This window comes from Micromonospora sp. CNZ303 (assembly GCF_004345505.1).
Genome location: NZ_SLVT01000002.1, coordinates 557275 through 576905 on the forward strand (window position 1 = coordinate 557275; position 19631 = coordinate 576905).

At 68.1% G+C, this 19631-nt stretch carries 15 protein-coding genes, 1 tRNA gene and 1 pseudogene; 5 read left to right on the forward strand and 12 right to left on the reverse strand.

Going from position 1 to position 19631, the window contains the following annotated elements; translation table 11 throughout:
- Nucleotides 1-70: 70 nt before the first annotated feature.
- Both EV374_RS05920 and EV374_RS05925 read right to left on the reverse strand, forming a co-directional pair.
- Nucleotides 71-1591 (reverse strand): ABC transporter substrate-binding protein, encoded by a 1521-nt coding sequence (locus EV374_RS05920; protein ID WP_132232294.1) that lies wholly within the window; start codon nucleotides 1589-1591, stop codon nucleotides 71-73.
- Between the two features lie 73 nt (nucleotides 1592-1664).
- The gene (locus EV374_RS05925; protein WP_207913910.1) at nucleotides 1665-2810 is read right to left on the reverse strand and encodes an ROK family protein; all 1146 of its coding nucleotides are present in this window, start codon (nucleotides 2808-2810) and stop codon (nucleotides 1665-1667) included.
- 523 nt (nucleotides 2811-3333) lie between these two features.
- Here EV374_RS05925 and EV374_RS05930 point away from each other — a divergent pair.
- Nucleotides 3334-3405, forward strand: a tRNA-Lys gene (locus EV374_RS05930).
- A gap of 85 nt (nucleotides 3406-3490) precedes the next feature.
- On the opposite strand, the pseudogene EV374_RS05935 reads toward EV374_RS05930, so the two are convergent.
- The 3 genes and pseudogenes from EV374_RS05935 to EV374_RS05945 all read right to left on the reverse strand — a co-directional run bounded on the left by EV374_RS05935 (nucleotide 3491) and on the right by EV374_RS05945 (nucleotide 6468).
- Nucleotides 3491-4706, reverse strand: a pseudogene (locus EV374_RS05935) (tyrosine-type recombinase/integrase).
- Nucleotides 4706-4903, reverse strand: a complete 198-nt coding sequence (locus EV374_RS05940; protein WP_132232296.1) for an excisionase family DNA-binding protein — start codon at nucleotides 4901-4903, stop codon at nucleotides 4706-4708. The pseudogene EV374_RS05935 and the gene EV374_RS05940 overlap by 1 nt, the downstream one beginning before the upstream one ends.
- Nucleotides 4900-6468 carry a replication initiator gene (locus EV374_RS05945; RefSeq protein WP_132232298.1) on the reverse strand — a complete coding sequence of 523 codons (1569 nt, stop codon included), beginning with the start codon at nucleotides 6466-6468 and terminating at the stop codon, nucleotides 4900-4902. Before EV374_RS05945 ends, EV374_RS05940 begins: the two co-directional genes overlap by 4 nt.
- A gap of 1186 nt (nucleotides 6469-7654) precedes the next feature.
- On the opposite strand from EV374_RS05945, the gene EV374_RS05950 reads away from it, so the two are divergent.
- Nucleotides 7655-8404, forward strand: a complete 750-nt coding sequence (locus EV374_RS05950) for a restriction endonuclease (protein ID WP_132232300.1) — start codon at nucleotides 7655-7657, stop codon at nucleotides 8402-8404.
- A 299-nt stretch (nucleotides 8405-8703) separates the two neighbouring features.
- Here EV374_RS05950 and EV374_RS05955 read toward each other — a convergent pair whose 3' ends face one another.
- The 3 genes from EV374_RS05955 to EV374_RS05965 all read right to left on the reverse strand — a co-directional run bounded on the left by EV374_RS05955 (nucleotide 8704) and on the right by EV374_RS05965 (nucleotide 10058).
- Nucleotides 8704-9144, reverse strand: coding sequence for a hypothetical protein (locus EV374_RS05955; RefSeq protein ID WP_132232302.1), 441 nt, complete (start codon nucleotides 9142-9144; stop codon nucleotides 8704-8706).
- 125 nt (nucleotides 9145-9269) lie between these two features.
- Entirely contained in the window at nucleotides 9270-9587 is a 318-nt protein-coding gene (locus tag EV374_RS05960; protein WP_132232304.1) for a Clp protease/crotonase-like domain-containing protein, read from the reverse strand.
- 246 nt (nucleotides 9588-9833) lie between these two features.
- Nucleotides 9834-10058, reverse strand: a complete 225-nt coding sequence (locus EV374_RS05965) for a winged helix-turn-helix domain-containing protein (protein ID WP_132232306.1) — start codon at nucleotides 10056-10058, stop codon at nucleotides 9834-9836.
- A gap of 698 nt (nucleotides 10059-10756) precedes the next feature.
- On the opposite strand from EV374_RS05965, the gene EV374_RS32430 reads away from it, so the two are divergent.
- Both EV374_RS32430 and EV374_RS05980 read left to right on the forward strand, forming a co-directional pair.
- A complete protein-coding gene (locus EV374_RS32430) occupies nucleotides 10757-10930 on the forward strand; it encodes a hypothetical protein (RefSeq protein WP_165947716.1) in 174 nt (57 codons plus the stop codon).
- Nucleotides 10931-11699: 769 nt separating this feature from the next.
- On the forward strand, nucleotides 11700-11999 hold the full coding sequence (locus EV374_RS05980; RefSeq protein WP_132232312.1) for a DUF6342 family protein: 300 nt from the start codon (nucleotides 11700-11702) through the stop codon (nucleotides 11997-11999).
- A gap of 94 nt (nucleotides 12000-12093) precedes the next feature.
- Here EV374_RS05980 and EV374_RS05985 read toward each other — a convergent pair whose 3' ends face one another.
- From EV374_RS05985 to EV374_RS05995, 3 genes are read right to left on the reverse strand one after another with little or no spacing between them, the layout of a single operon-like run.
- Nucleotides 12094-14097, reverse strand: coding sequence for a hypothetical protein (locus tag EV374_RS05985; protein ID WP_132232314.1), 2004 nt, complete (start codon nucleotides 14095-14097; stop codon nucleotides 12094-12096).
- Nucleotides 14094-15239: a 5'-methylthioadenosine/S-adenosylhomocysteine nucleosidase family protein gene (locus EV374_RS05990; RefSeq protein ID WP_486485608.1), complete on the reverse strand. Its 1146-nt coding sequence runs from the start codon at nucleotides 15237-15239 to the stop codon at nucleotides 14094-14096. Before EV374_RS05990 ends, EV374_RS05985 begins: the two co-directional genes overlap by 4 nt.
- Nucleotides 15240-15241: 2 nt before the next feature.
- Entirely contained in the window at nucleotides 15242-15967 is a 726-nt protein-coding gene (locus EV374_RS05995; RefSeq protein ID WP_132232318.1) for an NUDIX hydrolase, read from the reverse strand.
- Nucleotides 15968-16707: 740 nt separating this feature from the next.
- Between EV374_RS05995 and argS the strand changes: the two genes are divergently transcribed.
- Nucleotides 16708-18426 (forward strand): arginine--tRNA ligase, encoded by a 1719-nt coding sequence (gene argS / locus EV374_RS06000; RefSeq protein WP_132232320.1) that lies wholly within the window; start codon nucleotides 16708-16710, stop codon nucleotides 18424-18426.
- A 166-nt stretch (nucleotides 18427-18592) separates the two neighbouring features.
- Here the strand turns inward: argS and EV374_RS06005 are convergent, their stop codons facing one another.
- The gene (locus EV374_RS06005) at nucleotides 18593-19576 is read right to left on the reverse strand and encodes an NAD(P)-dependent alcohol dehydrogenase (protein WP_132232322.1); all 984 of its coding nucleotides are present in this window, start codon (nucleotides 19574-19576) and stop codon (nucleotides 18593-18595) included.
- Between the last annotated feature and the right edge of the window lie 55 nt (nucleotides 19577-19631).

Consider the following 19631-nt stretch of genomic DNA (forward strand, 5'->3'; position numbering starts at 1 on the left):
CCTAGATGAGCTGTAGTGATCCACCGGATGGGCCGGCCGGTCGTCCGGCCCATCCGGGGTCGATCGGCGGTTACTTCGCCGGGGCGAAGAAGCGGAGGCTCGGCATGAGCTGCGCCTGCTGCATGGTCACGTCGATGTCCGACTTGAACAGGTAGACGTTCTCCTGCGTGACGATCGGCGCGAACCAGGCCTGCTCGACGAGGTGGGTGTTCAGCTCCTTGTAGAGGGCCGCCTGCTTGTCACCCTGCGCGGCCGGAATCTCCTTGAGCAGCCGGGTGACCGTCTCGTCGGTGTACTTGAAGTTGTTCCACAGCGACGTCGGGGTGAGCTTGTTCAGCACGTCCGTCCACGCCGGGATGTTGGTGGAGAACGACAGCATGAAGGCCGGTTGGCCCTTCAGGGTCTCCAGGCCGCCGTTGGCGAAGCCGTTGACCGGCACCTGCTCGACCGTGATGCCCACGTCGCCCAGGTACTGGGCGACGATCGGCACCAGCGGGGACATGAAGCCCTCGCTGTACGAAACCTTGATCTTGAAGCCGCTGCCGTAGCCCGCCGAGGCAAGCAACTCGCGCGCCTTCGCCGGGTCGTACGGGTAGCGCGCGTTCAGCTCCGGCACCCACGCCTCGCTGGACGGGTTGAAGGTCTGCGTGGAGACCTGGCCGAAGCCGCCGTAGTGGGTGTCGAGGATGGCCTTACGGTCGAGCGCGTGGTTGATCGCCTGCCGCACCCGCACGTCGCCGAGTGCCGCCGACGCCTTGCCGGCGCGGTCCTGGAGGATGATGCCCTGCCACTCGCCGGGCACCGTCTTGACGGTGAGCCCGTCGGTCTTGGCCTTCGGCACCATGTCGGGGGTGCCGTACATGAACTGGATCTGGCCGGTGGTGAGCGCGTTGTACCGGGCGGTGAACTCCTCGTACGGGCGGATCACGACGTTCTCGAAGGGGAACGCCTCGCGGTTCCAGTAGCCGTCGCGCGCCTTGAACGTGTACTTGACGCCCTTCTCGGAGGCGCCCGCGTCGTACGTGTAGGGCCCGGAGCCCACCGGGTTCGAGGCGATGGTGCCCGCGCTGAGCGCCGTGGGGCTCACCATGTACCCCGTGTACGTCGCCAGGGCGGCCAGGAGGCCGGGGCTGGGCTCGCTGAGGTGCAGGCGCGCCGTGGCCTTGTCCACGACCTCGACGCGCTCGATCGCCCGGGCCCCCTCGGAGGCGCTGCCCGCCCCCTTCTTGCGCGCCTCGAGATTGACCTTCACCACGTCCGCGTCGAAGGCGGCGCCGTCACTGAAGGTGACACCGTCGCGCAGCTTCAGGGTGAGCTCGGTGAGGTCGGCGTTGTACTCGTACGAGGTGGCCAGGTTGCCCTCGATCTTCGACTCGGACGTCTTGCGGAGCAGCGGGTCGTAGACGGCCTCCGCGTAGTGGATGACCGCGCCTTCCTTCATCTCGGCGGGGTCCCAGGTCAGCAGGTCGCCGTTGTTGCCCAGGACGAGCTGGGACGAGCCTGCTTCATTCGCCTGCCCGCCACCGCTACAACCGGCGAGGGCGAGAGCGACTACGGCAAACGCTGCCGTCAGCGTGCGTGTCAGTTGCACCGTGTTCCCTTCTATTGCTGCAAAGCCAGCGCCGGTCGGCGTCGCTCCAGGTGACGGGGATCGGATCAGCGGATCAGGCGATCCCGAGTTGTTGGCTCATGACCATGGCGGTCGCGCCGCGCAGGACGATGTCGTCGCCGAGCTCCGAGAGCCGCAGGACGATGTCGCCGTGGACCTCGGTCAGGGCGCGCTGCCGGATGGTCTCCATCGCCGCGGCGGCCAGCGGTCCTTCCAGCACCCGGTGCGGCCCGCTGAGGACGATTTCCGAGACGTTGATGGCGGCCACGATCGGGGCCAGCACCGAACCGAGCGCCTCGCCCGCGGCGGCGAGGACCCGGGTGCGCTCCGCGTCGGTACGGGCTTCCGAGAGGTCTTCCTGGATGCGCCGGGTCGACAGCCAGGTCTCGAGGCAGCCGAACTTTCCACAGACACAGGCCCGCTCGCTGCCGGTGTCCACGACCACGTGGCCGATCTCGCCGGCCGCGAACCTGCTTCCCAGGACGGGCGTGCCGCCGAGCAGCAGACCCGCCCCCACGCCGACACCTACCCGGACGAGGAGGGTGTCGGCCGCGCTCTCGCCGTAACTGCGCTCGGCGAGCGCGGTGGCGTTGGCGTCGTTCGACACGACCACGGGGCAGCCGAACTGCTCGGTCAGCACCGACCGGAGGTTGAGGTCCTTCCACCCCAGGTTGGGTGCGCTGAGGACGACGCCACCGAGGTCCACGATCCCCGGGGTGCCGATGCCGATGCCGAGCAGCGGCGCCGTCACCTGCTCGCGCAACGCCCCGACGAGACCGACGACCTTCGCCAACGCGTCGGCCCCGGTGCTGCCCTCGTTCTCGACCTGCTGACGAGCCACCACCGATCCGCCGAGGTCGAGCACGGCCCCCCGGTAGAGCGTCGAGTGGCTCAGGTCCACGGCGATCGCCTGACAGGCGTGCTCGTTGAACTCGAGCATCATGGCCGGCTTCCCGGGCCGCGTCCCCGCCCGCGTACCGACCTCGACCACGAGGTCGTCCGCGAGGAGGTCGCTCACGACGTCCGAGACCGAGACCCTCGTCAGCCCCGTGCGTCGCGCCAGATCCGCCCGGCTGTGCGGCCCTTCCCGGTACAGCGTGCGCAGCAGCAACTCGCGGTTGTGCACGCGGGCCTGCTCCGGGAGCACCTTCTCGCCGGAGCGGACCCGGGCCGGAACCCGGTCTCGCCGCAGGGTCCCCACCGCACGGTCCTGGGGCTCCGGCGGTGTGGTTCCCGTCTCATCAATGCAGGTCACCCGGTTAGTACAGGCGGCTAACAAACTGCCGACAAGAACGCGGCTCGCGTTGTTCCCAAGTTGTTACATTCCCATGGCCCGCTTTTTGCGGCGGCTTCGGCCGGTCAACACCCCTGGTAGAGCCGCCGACCACGGCGCTGGGCGGGCCCGGGAGCGCGCCGGCGAGCCGACACGGCGACGAGGAGGGACACCACGGGCGCTGGCTCTCCGATAAGGTCCGACCGGAGGCCCGCCAGCCTTCTTCTGGATCGACCGCCGGACCGCAACCGGCCCGGCCCGTCAAGATCGAAAGGACCCCGAAGGCCCGGGCGGTTGACCTTCCGGCACCCTCCGCGCCGCCCAGCCTGATTTCTCCCGTACGCCCGGAAGCGCCGTCATGGATGGGCGCCCCTCGCCCGAGCTGCCGGTTCCGCCCACGGCACGAAAGCCGAGAGTCGCAACCGGCCGCCTTCCGGTAACCTGAGCGCGCGGGCCGCTAGCTCAATGGCAGAGCTGTGGACTTTTAATCCATAGGTTCAGGGTTCGAGTCCCTGGCGGCCCACTCTGTTGCAGCTCAGCGGCCCTTTGTAGGGCCGCTGTCTTTGTCGGCACGGCTCGTACAGCAGTGAAGTACAGCAGTAGGCCCTTCACCGGTCGAGTGCGCTGCCGAGCCGCTTGAGCGCGTCACGGGTGGCCGCCGACGACACCACCGTGTAGATCTCCATCGTGATGGCGAACTGGGCGTGCCGAAGGATCTGCATCGCCACCCGGGGGTGGACGTCCAGGTCGGCCAGGAGCGAGGCACAGGTCCGCCTGGCATCCCGGACGGTGATCCGCCGGACCCCGGCAGCATCGCAGCGCCGGTCCCAGAAGCGGTTGAAGTTCCGTGGTTCGAGCGGCCGGCCGTAGCGAGTGGTGAAGATCAGGTCTGACGGGTGCCAGGCCGGGGGCGTCCCGGGCGGTGGCCTGGGCGGCGCGGCGACGGTCGAGCGCCACTGTGCAGATGTCCGGCAGCGGCAGGGTGGCGTCCGAGGCGGCCGTCTTCGTCTCCCGGTGCAACAGTTCGGCACCTACCCGCTGGAGCTGCCGATCGATGGTCAACTCCCCCGCGTCGAGGTCGACGTCAGCCCAGGTGAGTCCCAGCATCTCGCCCTTGCGCAGACCGAGCACCAGGACCAGGACGTACGCGGCGTAGAGCGGGTCGTCGTCGGCGCGGGCCGACTCCAAGAAGCGCCGCGCCTCGTCGCTCGTCCACGCCTTCCGCTTGCGATTCCGTACCGGTGGCAGCTTCACCAGAGACGCGACGTTGCGGGTGATCAGCCCTTCGGTGATCGCCTGGGACAGCAGCGTCCGGAGCACGGTCCGCAGATGCGTAACGCTGGTCGGCGAGGGCAGATCCTGGCAGCAGCGGCCGAGGGCACAGCAGCGACGCTGGACGGGCTTGCGTCGCTCGTCCTTGCCCTGGGCGCAGCACTGGCAGGTCCGGCCGACCTCGTTGATCCACGTCTGGACGTCGCTGACCCGGAGCTTGTCGAGTCGCTTCCTGCCGAGCCCTGGCACGAGGTAGAGCCGGACCACCACCTCGTAGGTGACGTAGCTGCCGGGGGCGAGGTTCGGCTTGACGATCTCGCGCAGCCAGTAGCCGGCGTACTCCCCGACAGTCGGGGAGCGGGTCGCCACCGGGCCGGCCTTGGCCTGCCCGTGCAGCTTGATCCACTTGTCGTGGACCTCCTCGCGGGTCTTGCCGTAGACCCACTTCCGGCCCCGCTTGCCGTCGGGCTTCTCCACCCAGACGTACGCGGCGAAGCCGTTGCGGTACGGGAAGATCGAGCCTTCGCCGTTGGCTCGACTGCGTCCCGGCATCAGGCCGCCTCCTGCCGCTCGACCTGTTCGCGGATGTACTCGTCGACCCATTCGGGGAGGATGCGGCGGTACTTACCGTCCTTGATGGAGCGCAGCTCGCCGGTGGCGATCTTCATCTTGATCTTGGAGATGCCGAAGCCGAGCAGGACGGCGACCTCGGCGGGCGAGTACCAGCGCGGGGTGAGGTCTCTGCTCATGCGGCGGCCCCGACGAGCCAGGCTTCGTGGGCGAGTTCTTCCCTGCCGATGCGTCTGGCCTGCCGGCGCTGGGCGGCGGCAGTGTTGGCCAGGAGCGCGTCACCTTCGGAAAGCCATCCGGAGCCGGCGTAGGTGAGAACGCCAACCGTCACGGTGTCAGCGGCATCGTCGTCCTCAGCGCGGAGGTAGGTCGCGCGGGCATCCCGGAGCAGGCCGAAGGTGACGGAGTAGCGGCGGGCCTTGGTCAGGAAGTGGCCGCCGAAGCCGAGCATGTGCGCCCAGCGGCGCAGCCCAGCGTAGGCGTTCGGTTTGGTGTCAAGGCTGCCTTGACGGTCGTCGGCCGTTGCGGCGCCGCTGGCAGTGTCGGTGCCGGTGGGCCGTCCGAGGTGCCAGCAGGCGTCGATGAGGCGGGCAAGATGGTCGCCTTCCGGATCGGCGTAGTCGTCAACGGTGGCGGGGGTGAGTCGGGTGGATTGGTGGCCGGTGGCTTCGGTTGCCTTGGTGGCGTACTTGGCGAGGTAGGCGGCCACCTTGCCGTCGGTCAGCTCGCCGCTGGCGCTGTTGATGCGCCGGACGTCGATCTGCTCGCCCCAGGCGACCGCCCAGCCCTGTGACTGGTCGGGGTGCGAAGGTGTGGTGACGGTGATCTGGCGGGCGGCGGCGTGGACGGCTGCCTCCAGGTCGTCGACGGTGATGCCGGCCGACGGCGGCACGAGCGCATCCGGGGCGCCAGGGTCGACGCCGTCGAGGCGCAGCAGGACGTGGAAGTGCACGGCTGCTCGGCGCTGCATCTCGGCGACTTTCCCGTGCGACACCCGAACCGGCGGCAGCCGGCGCACCTTGCCGGAGTCGGTGACGACCTGGACGAAGGGGATGCCGCGTCTGCGGCAGAGGCCGGCGAGGTGGCGTTCGATGGCCTGCTTCGTACGCCGCCACAACTCGCCGGAGAAGTAGTTCCAGACGACCTGGTGGCCGTGGTCGTAGCAGTCCAGGCACAACGGCTGCCCAAGCCGCGGATCGTCGGCGTCGTGACGGGCGAAGCACGCCGCTGGCTGCCCGTGCCGGCAGGTGCCGGCGCTGCTCCGGGCACGGCAGGGAGCCGGACGGCAGTCGCAGCGCTGCCGGGTGGCGCAGGTGTGGCGAGGGACGTGCCGGTGGTGGACCGTACCGAAGGACGGCGCGGTGAAGGTGGCGAAGACGACCGGGTGCCGACCGACCGAGGCGGGGACGCCCTTGCCGCCAGTCAGGCCGCAGCGCACAACCTGGTAGGCGTCGCCCTGGTAGACCCAGGCGCAGTCGGGGCAGTGCGATACGCGACGGTTGCCGCACGCCTTGTAGAGCGCCCCGTCGGGCATCTCGTCGGTGTGCTGCTCGCCCAGGACCCGGCCAGTTTGCCGGTCGACAGCGGCGATCGTGCCGGTAAGGCGGATCGGGCGGGCGCAGCCGCCAGCGGCGCGGGTGTGCTCCAGCCAGCCCGAGAACTCAGGCATGGCGGCACGGTGCAGGGCTTGGGCGTCACGGCCGCTGGCAACGCCGGGACGGAACAGGCCGAGGGGTGTGGACACGACTCTCCTCACGGGGTGGCAGGGACGGAAGACGAAGCACCACCAGCCGTGGACGTCTGTCCGCTGGTGGTGTTCGTCGTGTCTCCTGGCACCGCCGGAAGGGCGGCTCACGCCGGAGGGCGGCTGCCTGGTAATGCCAGTTCCCGCCGTTGGTCATGTCCTTTGCGCTCGTGGACTCGGTGATGAGGGCCGGCACGGGTGGGGAGCCTGGGGATATCGGCATCCGGTGGGTAGCCGCAGGCCGCCCCGCCCGCGCGGAAATAGCGAATCCGGGCCATCGTGGACGGCAGGAAGGGCCGCAGTGAGCCGCTAAACGGATTCAGGGACCGGCACAGCAACCGGTGCGATTGAGAGCCGGCGGGCGTAGCCCGCATCAGCGACAGGCAGACCGCTCGGCATCTCCGACGTCGAGTCCAGCAATCCGGCAGGTGGGCCGCGCTGGCGTGCTCGACGAGCGCCAGAGTAGCACCGAGTACCGACACGTCAACCCGCCGTGACCCGGAGCCAGGGCGGACCGACCGGCTGCCGACCGGTGTGGGAGGACTTTCTGTACGTCTATCAAGGCGGCCCGCAACGGGCCGCACGCGCCGCCGCCTGGGCGCGCGTCCGTCGCTTCGCTGGCGCTCCGACTCCGGCCACGCAACACGCCCAGCGGCTGGCGCGGACAGCGGAAAGCCCGGAGGGGCCGCCGCAGACGGGGGTAGCTGAGAGTGGTGGCGGTCCGTCGCCGGCAGCCGGCCGCGCCGCGCCGCGCCCGAGCAGAGCAGCGCGGCGCACAGAGAGCGCGCGTCGGGTTCGCGCGGCAAGCCCCAAGCATGGGGACGGTGCCCGCGCGGCGGCATGCCGGTTGCCCAGGAGCCGGCTTCGCAGCCGCTCAGGGTCAGATCAACCGCCCCCCTGGGAGGGGGAGGGGTGGCCGCCGGTGGCCAGCTCCGACCCCGGGAGCCGGGTCCGTACCGGCAAGGTTAGGTCAACTGCGCCACTGTGGCGGTGTCCGCCGGGGGCGCGGTCCGTGACACGAGAGCCGACTCAGGCTATCCGGCAGTGTCCGTCCGTACGTCAAGGCCGTCTTGACGTGGCGGGCCGGGTGGCGGCCTGCTCCCCAGGAGTGCGGGTCGAAGGCAGACGGGACGGCGGATTCGGTGTCGAGACTTGCCCCCACAACGACAGGAGTCATAATGTGGCAATGCCACAATGGGACGATTACCAGGAAGAAATCGCTTCCTATTTCACATCGTTGGGATTGTCTGCCGAGACTAACGTAACTCTTCAGGGGGTCCGGACGTCCCACGATATAGATGTACTGGTTCGTTCAAGTCATTTCGGGTTCGATTTGACTTGGATCATTGAATGCAAGCATTGGAAGCGGCGGGTTTCTAAACTGCATGTGCTTGCGCTTAGGGAAATTGTTGCGGACCTCGGCGCTGACCGAGGGGTGTTGATGGCTGAGGCGGGCTATCAGCGGGGCGCACTGGAAGCTGCGCGGCTGACTAATGTTCAGCTGACATCACTCGACGAGCTGAAGCAAAGTAGTGCCAATGCATTTGGAATGGCTCAACTCAAGGTAATTCAGGATCGCCTAGATGAATGCAGTGATCGATATTGGAGCATGGATAAGCGGACACGCATATCAATGGGGCTAAGGGTTGAGTGGTTCGAAAGTGGGTACTCGGGATTCAGAGTCATGAAGGCTGTATACACTTCTTTGAATGCAGCTTATCGTGGCGAATTTCCCGTTATATACCATGAGGTCTGGGGCGCGATACTGGATAGCGTAAATGAGCGAACAATTCTCGATCCAGAACCCTCGTCTCTTGTGCACACCCCTAGCGAACTAGCGGCATTGCTTGACAGGGTGCTGTCAGACCTCGAAGGGCGGCTGGACAAAGCTGAGACGCTACTTCAGGAAGATCCGGGGTTGCCGGATGGAGATTGAAGCCCATGCCTCCCACACGCTCACTCTCGCCGGGTTGGCTGTTGAAGCAACAGGCTGCAACGCCACGCCAGCAACCGGTAGCAGCGGCGGTGGTCGTGCAGCGAGGCAGTCCGGCATGCTCGTGACGTGCCCGATGCAGCGGTCACCACCGGCCTACAACGCGGTGCCGACACCTTCAACATGAACGTTCCGTGATCGTGCGGTGGCCAACCCGGCTACTCGCGTGTAGATCAACCTGATTCCCAAGCTGACAGTCGGCACCTTCCAAACTGGCCGTGCGGAGCTGCAGCTGTCGGCCGTCACGTGACCCGGTGGTAGGACAGCCAAAACTCTCGTTCTTGAATGTTCCGTCGACCGTCCCGCCAGCGAACAAGTAGACGTCCGGGGCGCTTGTCTCCCAGAGACGGTGTGAGCTTGAGGTGCAACGTCTGTCCCGGATGGAGAGCAGGGGCTGGGAGCTTCGGCCAGAGGACACCCACCCGGTCTGTGTAGTCGTCGCCGTCATCGTCGAAGACCCGGGCTTCGAGATCCTTCATGGTCCCGGGGCCGTGGTTGGCCACTACCACACGTTCGTCCTGGTCCCAGCCATGCCGAGTCTCGTATGCAAGAAGCTCAAGCCTCGCGTCTGGCTGTGCGATTCGGTTCCGCCACCAGGGTCGGAGGACCGAGTACCAAAGATTGATGACCCCTAGAGCGAATGCCGCGACGGCGACCGTCGCGCTCACAGCTTGAGAACTCATGCGACGAGGGTAAGCGAGGCCGCAAGATCCGGAATATGGGCGGAATGATCAGCCGCGCTACCTGCAAGTGATGGAGCATTCGTCCTGCTAGAAGACCTGGCCGGGCGGCTAGCGCTACTCCGTTCCTAACCCGTGTGTCGGTCCAGCTGGTCCTCGCGCACCCGGAACAGCCTCTGCCCACCCTCTGCTTCGACCCCGTCCGGCTGGGTGGAGATGACTAGGGCGCGGTCGTCGTCATGTCCAACGATGCCGCACCGCACGTGAACTGGTGCTGGCAGACAAGTGTCGGCGCTTAACTCACCGCCGGTGAAGATGGGGACCTTGTCGACGAAGAACCACGACTTGCCGTCCGCGTCGACCAGGCGGACGCGCACCCAGCCCGGGAAGTCCTGGCTGACCCATGCGACCACCTCGCAGCGGAGAAAGCGTTCTTCGTGAGCCACGGGCCGATTCTGCCCGTTTGCTCGTGCGGTGCCAACCGACGATGGGGACATCAGTCAGCAGGGTCGGCCGGGTCGCCGGCGGAACGGCTGTAGACAGCAACGCTGACAGCAACCGTGATGGACGTCGGCACGCCGACGGGTGCTGGCACGGACGAAGCTCCGAGGGTGCATCCGTTGCCGGACGGGTGCGGACGGGACGCACAGAGCTTGTAAGCGAGACGTCGCGCCTCCGGGGGTAGCCCTGGCTTACCGGGGAAACGGGTTGGCGACGTAGACGCCCTTGCCCTGCCGGCCGTCGATCAGGCCCTCGGCTTTGAGCAGGAGCATGGCGGCGCGAATCACTGTGTTGCTGACCTTGTAGTGCTCGCAGAGGGCGGCGAACGAGGGCAGCTTGTCGCCCGGCTTCAACTCGCCGGAGCTGACCTGCTCGCGGATATCCCGGGCGACCTGTAGGTAGGCAGCTTCAGACATAGGTGGTGCTCCCAGCTTGGCGGCTGGTGCAAGCAGACCACACCGAACGCTCGACTTACAACGCTATGTGTCGTAGCTGTTGACCCTGCGCACATTGCGTCCTAAGTTGCTCGTGGGGCTACCCAGCTTGGCGGCCGGGTCGTCCTGCCGTGGGTGCCCTGTCTCCGGACACGGCTGACCGGGCGCCCACGGGACCCCAGCGTCGGCGGGAGGCGTGATGACCAGACCGAACGATGCAACTGGCCCGACCGCAGGTGACGTACGAGATACCGGCCACCACCAGAGACGGGACAACAGCCGGCGGCGCGTGTCCTACGACGAGTACGTCCTGGCGGCGGCGCTGACCCTCGCTCGTCGGCACCGGCCTGTCTGGTCATGGCGGCACTGGCGGCGTACCTGCCGCTGCGGCGGCGACCTGCCCTGCCGAAGCCGCCATGCCATCCCGATCAACCGCGGCCACTGGCCGAGCCAGGATGCGCCGCGATGACGACGCACCTTCCGGTGACACCGGCTTGGACGTGCGGCGGATGCGGTGCCGACTGGCCCTGCCAGCCCCGACGGCGCGAACTGCGAGCGGAGTACGACCGTGCCCCGGTGTCGCTGGCCCTCTACCTGGCCGCCCAGCTCGTCGACGCCGCCCAGGACCTGGCCCACGTTCCCGCCGACCATTTGCACCACCGCTTCCTCGGCTGGACCCGATGAGCATCCTGCGACCCGGCGACGAGAAGTTCCACTACAGCGACGGCTCCCACAAGTGGATCCCACCCGACCCCGACTACGACCAGGAGGTCTGGAACGAGCAGGTCCGCCAGCACAAGGAAGGCCACCTCAGGAACGAGCAGCCCAAGGTCCGCATCCAGCGCCTCATCTGACGCCAGCAGTACAGCGGCGAAGTACAGCAACCGTGCCAGCCGATCCCGGCCGAGAAGCACGCCAGCAGGCCGGATGACCTCGCACCGCACCCGGTCCGGCCCGCTCGCCGGCAATCCATAGGTTCAGGGTTCGAGTCCCTGGCGGCCCACCACAAACCGCCTCTGAGCTGCGAGAACGCCGGACGAAGATCATCGAGCACAACCAGGGCACAGCTCAACTCCGATCTTGGTCCGCGCGAGGTTCCCGCCGGGTGCTGTCTGCGTCCCGCAGGAGGCCGCCGACCAGGCCGCTCGGCCGGTCCTTCCTCGGCATCCAGTGGACGTAGGTCTCCTACTGCGGCGAGCGCCGAAGTTGCTGGATGACGTGCAGCTCGCCACGGGTCACAGTCCGCGCCGTCCTCCATGCCCACGACCTCACCAAGGGCGGGCCGCAAGCGGCCTGGCGGCCGGTCACGCCTCGGCGCGCACGGCGCGGTACTGGGAAGCCATTGGCGCGAGGCGAGAGTGAGCAGGCCGCCGCGGTCAGGATCTGGCGGGTGACGAGGCGTTTGAGCTCGGCGCAAAATCCGTCTACCCGCAATCACTCATGATGGTAATGCCGTCACCTTGCCTGAGCCCTTGATTGGTCCCGGGCTACATCAGCTTTACCTGACGGTGGCCAAATTATTAACCGGCTCGGCAATATAGCCGACATTTGCCGCCGACTATGGAGGCCATAGGCTGTTCTCGAACGCGGGAAATCATCGCGAATCAAGGAAGGGAGATTCCCATGCCGGATATCGACTTGGGCGTGGCCTCGGACTGGGACGAGGGTGACACCCATGGGAGAATCAAGCTGCGGCAGAACCAATGCTACCCGAACTCACCCAAGCGGGACGTACTGATCAGCTCCCCGGTCAGCATCGAACTGTCGGTGAACACCAACCACAGCACCAGCCAAGAGGCCGACAAGATTTTCTTCACCACCCACCACGGAAGCCAGAAGAAGATCATTGCCATCCTGGATTCCGACGGCAATCTGCAGATTGCCGGCCGCGTCACGGAAATGCAGACGAATCTGCAGTACTGATAACGACGCAAACGTAAATATGGGAGCACCCGCATACCAGCGGGTGCTCCCGTGCCATGCCGGCCGCTGTCGGGTTTGAGGGCGTCTGGTGCCCTCAGTCCAGCAGCCCGCTAGTGCGGCGGGACAGTTCGGCGAGCCTGTTATCGGCCTGCTCCCGGCGGAACCTCACCCAGTCTTTGCCCTCTGCGGCCACACCCTCCAGCACGTGCAGGGTCTGATGAAGTCCCGAAGCGTCGACGGTCAGCTCAGTAATGGGGCTCGGGTCCTGATTGGGTTCGGCCGGTTTGGTGTCCGTTCCGGTCACCTGGACGGTCATTCTCTCGCCGCTGTTCAGCGTCAGGTGGAACGTCGGCTTGCGCAGAGCCAGTCCATCGATCCGGACGGCGGAGATCGCGTGGAATCGGTAGTTGAGCCGCTGCGTGTCGCGATGATCAGCGCGTCTGAAGTCCAGCTCAAGGTCGATCTGTCGTACGCCATCCTCGGTGAGCAGGAAGAGCAGGAGGCGGTAGTGGGAATACCGCCACGGACCGTCCTCTGCGCGCCTTTTTCGAGCGGACTTCGCTGGCGCTTCCAGAAAGGCGTGGGCGACGACGTGGCCCGGCTGGAGCCGGAACTGCTGCAGCGCCTGGTCGGTAATGACCTTACGGTCGCACTCCAGCCAGGTGGCCATCTCGGTGTCTGTCGGCCTGTCCGCGAGTTTGGCCACCCAGCGGTCATACGCCTCCGTCCGTCTGTCCTGCTCAGCGGATCGGTGAACGCTATCGGCGACAACCCGTCGACGCTCGGCGACTATGCGGAACGCCGCCCGCGTGGTGACAACCGCTGTCGGCACGGTCAGCGCCAGCCAGAGCGAGCCGGGTAGGACGGCAGCCGAGAAGACGGCTGCAGCCACCGAGACAAAACCGGCGAGGAGGGCGATGACGCCTACGACCTGTAGCAGCCAGGTCCGAAGGGGCACACGTAACTCCTGGCGGTATGCGGTCAAGGTCCCCTGATTCCAGCGCGTCCTTACATCACTCGCCAGATATCTCACCAGCCACGCCACCCGGTCGGCGTCGATGCGTTCCTCCCGGTAGGCGTCGACCACCTCATTACGCAGGTGCTGGCGGATGCCGGCAGTCTCATCGAGCCACTGGCCGCTAGCCATCCCGTCGGGCCGGTATCGGACGAAGTATTGGGTGAAGAGGCGGTCGATCTTGCCGGCGAATCCGCCGGGCCTCGCGTCGTTGCGCTGACGGTAGGGTGGCCGCAGCTCGCTGTCCTTTGCCTGCCGGTAGCGGTGCCGGAAGTACCGATCCGCCCCTGCGACGCCGAAGGTTGCCAAACCGGCCACCGCGCCGTACAGGCCGATCAGCCCGCCGAACTCGCCGTTGGCTGTCAGCAACGCCGTCAACCTGGTCGTCGCCAGCAGGAGCAGAGTTCCCCCGACTCCCACTTTGACGCGGTCCGACATCGCGATGGCGGCCGGCTTGACCGGCCGGGTCCTCGCGGGTGCGGGCGTAGGATGGAAGAACTTCCACGCTCGACCGAGCCGGTCGTCAGCGGTCCGGTTCTTTCGCGCATGGGCTACGGACTTCTGCCACACCCGCTCCCGCAGCGCCCCTTCGAGCGCGATATCGAGATGGCTGAATATGTAGCCCCTCTGACTAGGGGGCAATGACTCCAGTTCCTTCGCCGCCGCTTCCGGTCCGGCAGCGTCAGTCGAATTCAGTAGCCTCAGGATCGCCCGCAGCCCCAGCGTCCACTCATCACATTCGTCGAGGTCGGGCGGGTCGCTCCAGATCGCCAGAAGGCGCTTCCATTCCTCGTCCTCCAACTGGCGCGGAGTCCGCCCACTGAGCAGGGCGACCAGGCGGTAGAACTGAGTCCGAGGAGTGATGGGACAGCCGCGGGTGACCGCTCGCTCGATGTGCTGTCGTGCGGTGTCGAGCAGGAACCTGTCGAGGTACCGCACACCGGCTTCGAACTCGCCCTCTGGAGTGGAGTGGGGATCTGGAGGCGCGTGGTGGTGGCTGTGAAAGCCGCCGCTCACCGAGCCCACTTGGACGCCGACGTACGCGTTGCCCTGGGCGACGTTGCGGGTGGACTGCGCTGTCATGCTATGCCCCTTGCGGCCGCGATGATCATCGCCAGCCTCGCCGCCAACTCGGAAACGTCGGCCACCAAGCCCCGTAGCCGCTTGAGGGAAACCAGGAATCCACCGCGGTCGGTGGCAGCTCCGTCGCGCAGGCAGCCGGCCGCCGCGTCCAGCTCCGCCTCTGCCGCCGCGTAGGTTTCCTCGTCCAGCCTGCCGTCCAGGCATGCCTGCTTCATCTGCCACCGCAGGTCGGCGATGCTGCCCGCGAGGTCGACTGGCTCCTCTCGGCTGACGCCGATGGTGACGTTGCCGTGGATCTGGCCCGCCTGCACACCGACCCGGGCGTTGCCGGTTGCGAGGTTCTCGTTCTTCATGGTCATCGAAGCGCTCCCGTGTCCGCTCGGCGTACCGTTTCCACGGCCGCTGTCGATCGTCAGTTCCTGGGCCAGTGCGATGGCGAAGGCGGCAGCGTGACGCGCGGCCCGTGGCTGCCACTTCTGGCCGTCGGTGACGGCCTTGCTGCCGTCTGCCCTGTCGCTGATTCCTCGGACGACCACCACCGGAAGCGCTCGGTTGAGGTGGCCGGCCTGCGCGACACCGGCGGCCTCCATCTCGATCGCCACCGCGTCGTTGTAGTGCTGCCGAATCCACTGGGCCTGGGCGGAGATCGCCGAATCCTGCACAACCTCCCCGGCGGCGATCGCGCCGAAGTGGATGTTGGGCGCGTCGGGGAGATCACGGCGCCATTCGCCGACACGGGCGACGTGATGGGCGATCTGGTCCGCCTCGTGCGGGATCTCCCATGCCTTCGGCCGAGCCTTCAGCCCGTCGTCTTCGCTGGTGCCCCCGTGGTAGGCGTAGATCTTCCTCGCGACGACGACATCGCCGAGCGCAACGCTGGGTTTGAGGCCGCCGGCCACACCGACGAAAAGCACGGCAGACGGCCGGAACTCAGCAATCGCGCGTTCGGCGAGCACTGCGGAAAGATGGTTGCCCATACCGACCAGTCCCAGCGCCACTCGGGGGCCGTCCTGTCCGATACGGCCGACCTCGAAGCGGGTGCCGGCGGCGTGACGCCGGACAGCCAGGCCGCTCAGCCGGTCACGGACCGCCTCGTACTCGAGATCCAGCGCCGTGAGGATCACTACGAGGTCATCGTCCAGGGTCACGTCGGCTCCTTTGCTGTCGGGTCGGGTCTGGTCATCGGCGGCCTTAACGCCAACTGCGGTCCAGGGCGGAACAGCCGGGCGGGGCGCCCGCTCTCCGCCTTGCGAGTAGGTCCGGCCGCGACGATGAAGCCGGGAACGCTCTGGACCTTGCGATAGAAGTTCCGGGGATCCAGCCGCACTCCCCACACCGCCTCGTAGACCTCCTGCAGGTCGGAGATCGTGAACGTCGACCCGCAGAAGGCGGTGGCGAGCGCGGTCCGCTCCAACTTGTCGCGGGCCCGCTCCACGCCGTCGACGAGGATCTGACGGTGGTCGAACGCGAGCTGCACGTGGTCGGAGAGAGCCTCCTCGACGGGCATCCAGTGAGCGTGGGTCGCGTTCTTGCCCGCAGTCGGTTCCGGCAGCCGGGGCGCGATGGCCAGGTAGGCGACGGACAGCACACGCCCTCTCGGGTCTCGGCCCGGAGTGCCATACACGCTGAGAAGCTCGAGGTGTGGGTGCTCTGAGCCGAGGCTGGCCTCCTCCGCCAGCTTTCGATGGGCCGCGTCGAGGAGATCCTCCTCGACGTGCTTGAGGAATCCACCGGGGAGAGCCAGACGGCCGGTATGTGGCTCAATGCCTCGCTTGATCAATAGCGCGTGGAGCCGACCCTCCCGCAGCGTGAGGATGACGAGATCCACGGCGACGAGCACAGCCGGCGGGCTGCCCTGAGGCTTGACCATGAGGACACCATAGGGTTTTTGTCACCGTGACAGGAAGAGCCGAGAAGTGTCGGATTTCGGCACCCCTCGATCCCGGTTGCCCGGGGCGACGCCACAGGACGAAATGCCCCTCCCTCCCGCCGACGCGGGGTCTGGCGCTGACATCGCCGCGCTGGGCGGACCGACAACTGACTGTCGTCGAAGGCGCATCGTTGACAGGTTGAGGCGCGTCGGCAGGCGGTGGGCGCTAAGCCCTCGGCCGGGCCGAAAGTTGTCGGCAGCGTGTGGAAGCCATGCCGCTTGCCGCAGGCTTCCTGATTGAGCCGACCCAAGAGGCCAGGCAAGCACTAACACGACTTGAACGGACACCGTCCGGTTGAGCGACCCGCTCCCAGGTCACAACCACATCCAGGACCTGGACCACGTCCCCGTCGACCACTCGCACCATCGATGCATCGATTGGACGCGATACACCGCATTCAACCCGGTCGCCGTCCAATTCACAGGCTCAGGGTGCGTTACGTGCTCTGCGGCCTGGACGGTTAGGCTGCTGCCATGACCAGCTCGCCCGCGTACCCGATGACGTCCCCCGACGTCCAGGTCGGCGCGCTGCGACGCCGGCGGTCCCGCGACCGCCTGCGCTGAGTCTTCTTCTCCTGCGACCGGCGGATCGAGCCGCCGGTCATCGTCGATCGTCCTCGGTCCGCCCGCATCCCCATCCGGTGATCCGCGCGGCGGATCCGAGCGAGATCGGCGTACCCATGGACCTTGAGAAACTGCTGGCCGACCGGCTGGCGCCGGCGTTCGCGACGGTGGCCGGCGGGCCGGTTGACCCGGTCGTGCGGCGCTCCCAGCGTGCGGACTTCCAGTCCGACGCTGCGCTGGCGCTGGCCCGGCAGCTCGGCCGGCCGCCGCGCGCGATCGCCGCCGAGGTGCTGGACCTCGCGGAGCTGGCCGATCTGTGCAGCGCGGCGGAGGTCTCCGGGCCGGGCTTCCTGAACCTGACCGTCGCCGACGAAGCCCTGGGCGGGCTGGTCTCCGCGTTGGCCACCGACCCGCGGCTCGGGGTGCCGGTGGCCGTCGAGCCGGAGACGGTGGTGGTCGACTACTCGGCGCCGAACGTGGCGAAGGAGATGCACGTCGGGCACCTGCGGTCGACGGTGATCGGCGACGCGGCGGCCCGGCTGCTGGAGTGGCTGGGGCACCGGGTGCTGCGGGCCAACCACCTGGGTGACTGGGGTACGCCGTTCGGCATGCTGATCGAGCACCTGGTCGACCTTGGCGGGGCCGGGGCGGCGCGCGAGCTGTCCATGGGTGACCTGGACTCGTTCTACAAGGCGGCCCGGGTCGCGTTCGACGCGGATGAGGCGTTCCGGGAGCGGTCCCGGCGGCGGGTGGTGGCCCTACAGAGCGGCGATCCGGCGACGCTGCGGCTGTGGCGGTTGCTGGTGGAGCAGTCCGAGCGGTACTTCATGACCGTCTACGACCTGCTCGACGTGACCCTCACCGAGCGGGACTTCCACGGTGAGAGCAGCTACAACGACATGCTCGAACCGGTGGCCGAGGAGCTGGACCGCCTGGGGCTGCTGCGGGAGAGCGAGGGTGCGGCCTGCGTGTTTCCGCCCGGCTCGGTGGGCCGGGACGGCGAGCCGCTGCCGCTGATCGTCCGCAAGTCCGACGGCGGGTACGGCTATCCGGCAACCGACCTGGCGGCGATCCGGCACCGGACCGGCACGCTGGCCGCGACCCGGTTGCTCTACGTGGTCGGCCTGCCGCAGCGGCGGCACTTCGAGATGGTGTACGCCGCCGCCACGCAGGCCGGCTGGCTGGCCCCGCCGGCCCGGGCCGAGCACGTCGGGTTCGGCTCGATCCTCGGGTCGGACGGTCGGATGCTGCGCAGCCGGGCCGGCGGCTCGGTGAAGCTGGTCGGGCTGCTGGAGGAGGCGATCGTCCGGGCCACGGCGCTGGCCCGGGAGCGGAACCCGGACCTGGGCGAGGCGGAGGCGGCCGAGGTGGGCCGGGCGGTGGGCATCGGAGCGATCAAGTACGCCGACCTGTCCAGTGACCGGCACAGGGACTACGTGCTCGACTGGGAGCGGATGCTGTCGCTGGACGGCAACACCGCGCCCTACCTCCAGTACGCGTACTCGCGGATCCGGTCGATCTTCCGGCGGGCCGGGGTGGCGGCCCGGCCGGAGGCGGCGATCTCGCTGGCCGATCCGGCCGAACGGGCGCTCGCCTTCGAGCTGGTCGGCTTCGGGACGGTGGTCGGCGAGGTGGCGGACAGCCTGGAGTTCCACCACCTGACCGGCTACCTGCACCGGCTGGCCGTCGCGTTCAGCGCGTTCTACGAGCGCTGCCCGGTGCTGCGCGCCGACGGGCCGGTCCGGGAGAGCCGGCTGGTGCTCTGCGACGTGACCGCCCGGGTGCTCCGGCAGGGGTTGTACCTGCTCGGCATCAGGACTCCCGAACGCATGTGATCGGCGTGTCGACCTCGCGCACCTGCCGGGCGAGGTCGTCGCGTGCCGGTACCACTACGGCGACCGGTAGCGGACGAGAGTTCGGTCGGTGCCCGGCCGGACGGCCCGGGGCGACGGCGTGATCGCCGCCACCACCGGGCCCTCGCTGTCGCCGTCAGCCCGTCAGTCACAGGGTGATAACCACCTTCGCCCGCGCGTGTTCGCCTTCGAGGTACCGGATCGCCCGGGGCACCTCGCGCAGCGGGTAGGTCCGGTCGATGACCGGGGTGAGGCGGCCGGCCTCGGCGTGGGCGCGGAGCGTGTCGAGGTGCTGCCGGCTGGGCGTCGCGGTGAGGGTGACGATGCGCTGGCGGACGAGGGGCGCCAGCAGCCGTCCGCGCGCGAGGAGCCAGACCGGCCCGACGAGGCTGCCGCCGCCGTACACGCCACCGCCGGAGAGCACCAGCGTCCCGGTCGGGGTCAGCGCCCGCCGGAGCGCGGTGAGCGAGCGGTTGCCGACCAGGTCGAACACGACGTCGTGGCGGCGGGCCTCGCGGGTGAAGTCGTCGCGGGTGTAGTCGACGACGTGGTCGGCGCCGAGGGAGCGGACCAGGTCGACGTTGCGGGTGCTGCACACTCCGGTCACGGTCGCGCCGAGCGCCTTGGCCAGTTGGACGGCCAGGGTGCCGACGCCGCCGGAGGCGCCGTTGACGAGGACGCGGTGGCCGGGCTCGACCCGCCCGACGTCGCGCAGGCCCATGAGCGCGGTGACACCGGCCAGCGGCAGCGCGGCGGCCTGCTGCGGGGTCAGGTTCGCCGGCTTCGGCGCGACCAGGGTCGCGGGCACGCACACGTACTCGGCGAACGCGCCGTTGGCGTCGCCGAGGTCGCCGAAGACGGCGTCACCCGGGCGCACCTGTCGGACGTGGCTGCCGACGGCCTCGACCCGGCCGGCGAAGTCGCGGCCACGGATGCGCGCGCGGGGCCGCGTCCGGCCCATCGCCAACCGCGCCATCCGCGGATCGCCACGCATGGCATGCCAGTCGTACGCGTTGAGCGCGGCGGCCTCGACCCGCACGAGCACCTCGTCAACGGCGGGCACCGGCACGTCGACGTCCGCGAGCGTGAGCGCCTCCGGCGGGCCGTACCGGTCCTGGACTATCGCCTTCATCTTTGACCTCCCGCTAGGTGTACGCCGTACACCCAATGTAGGTGTACGGCGTACA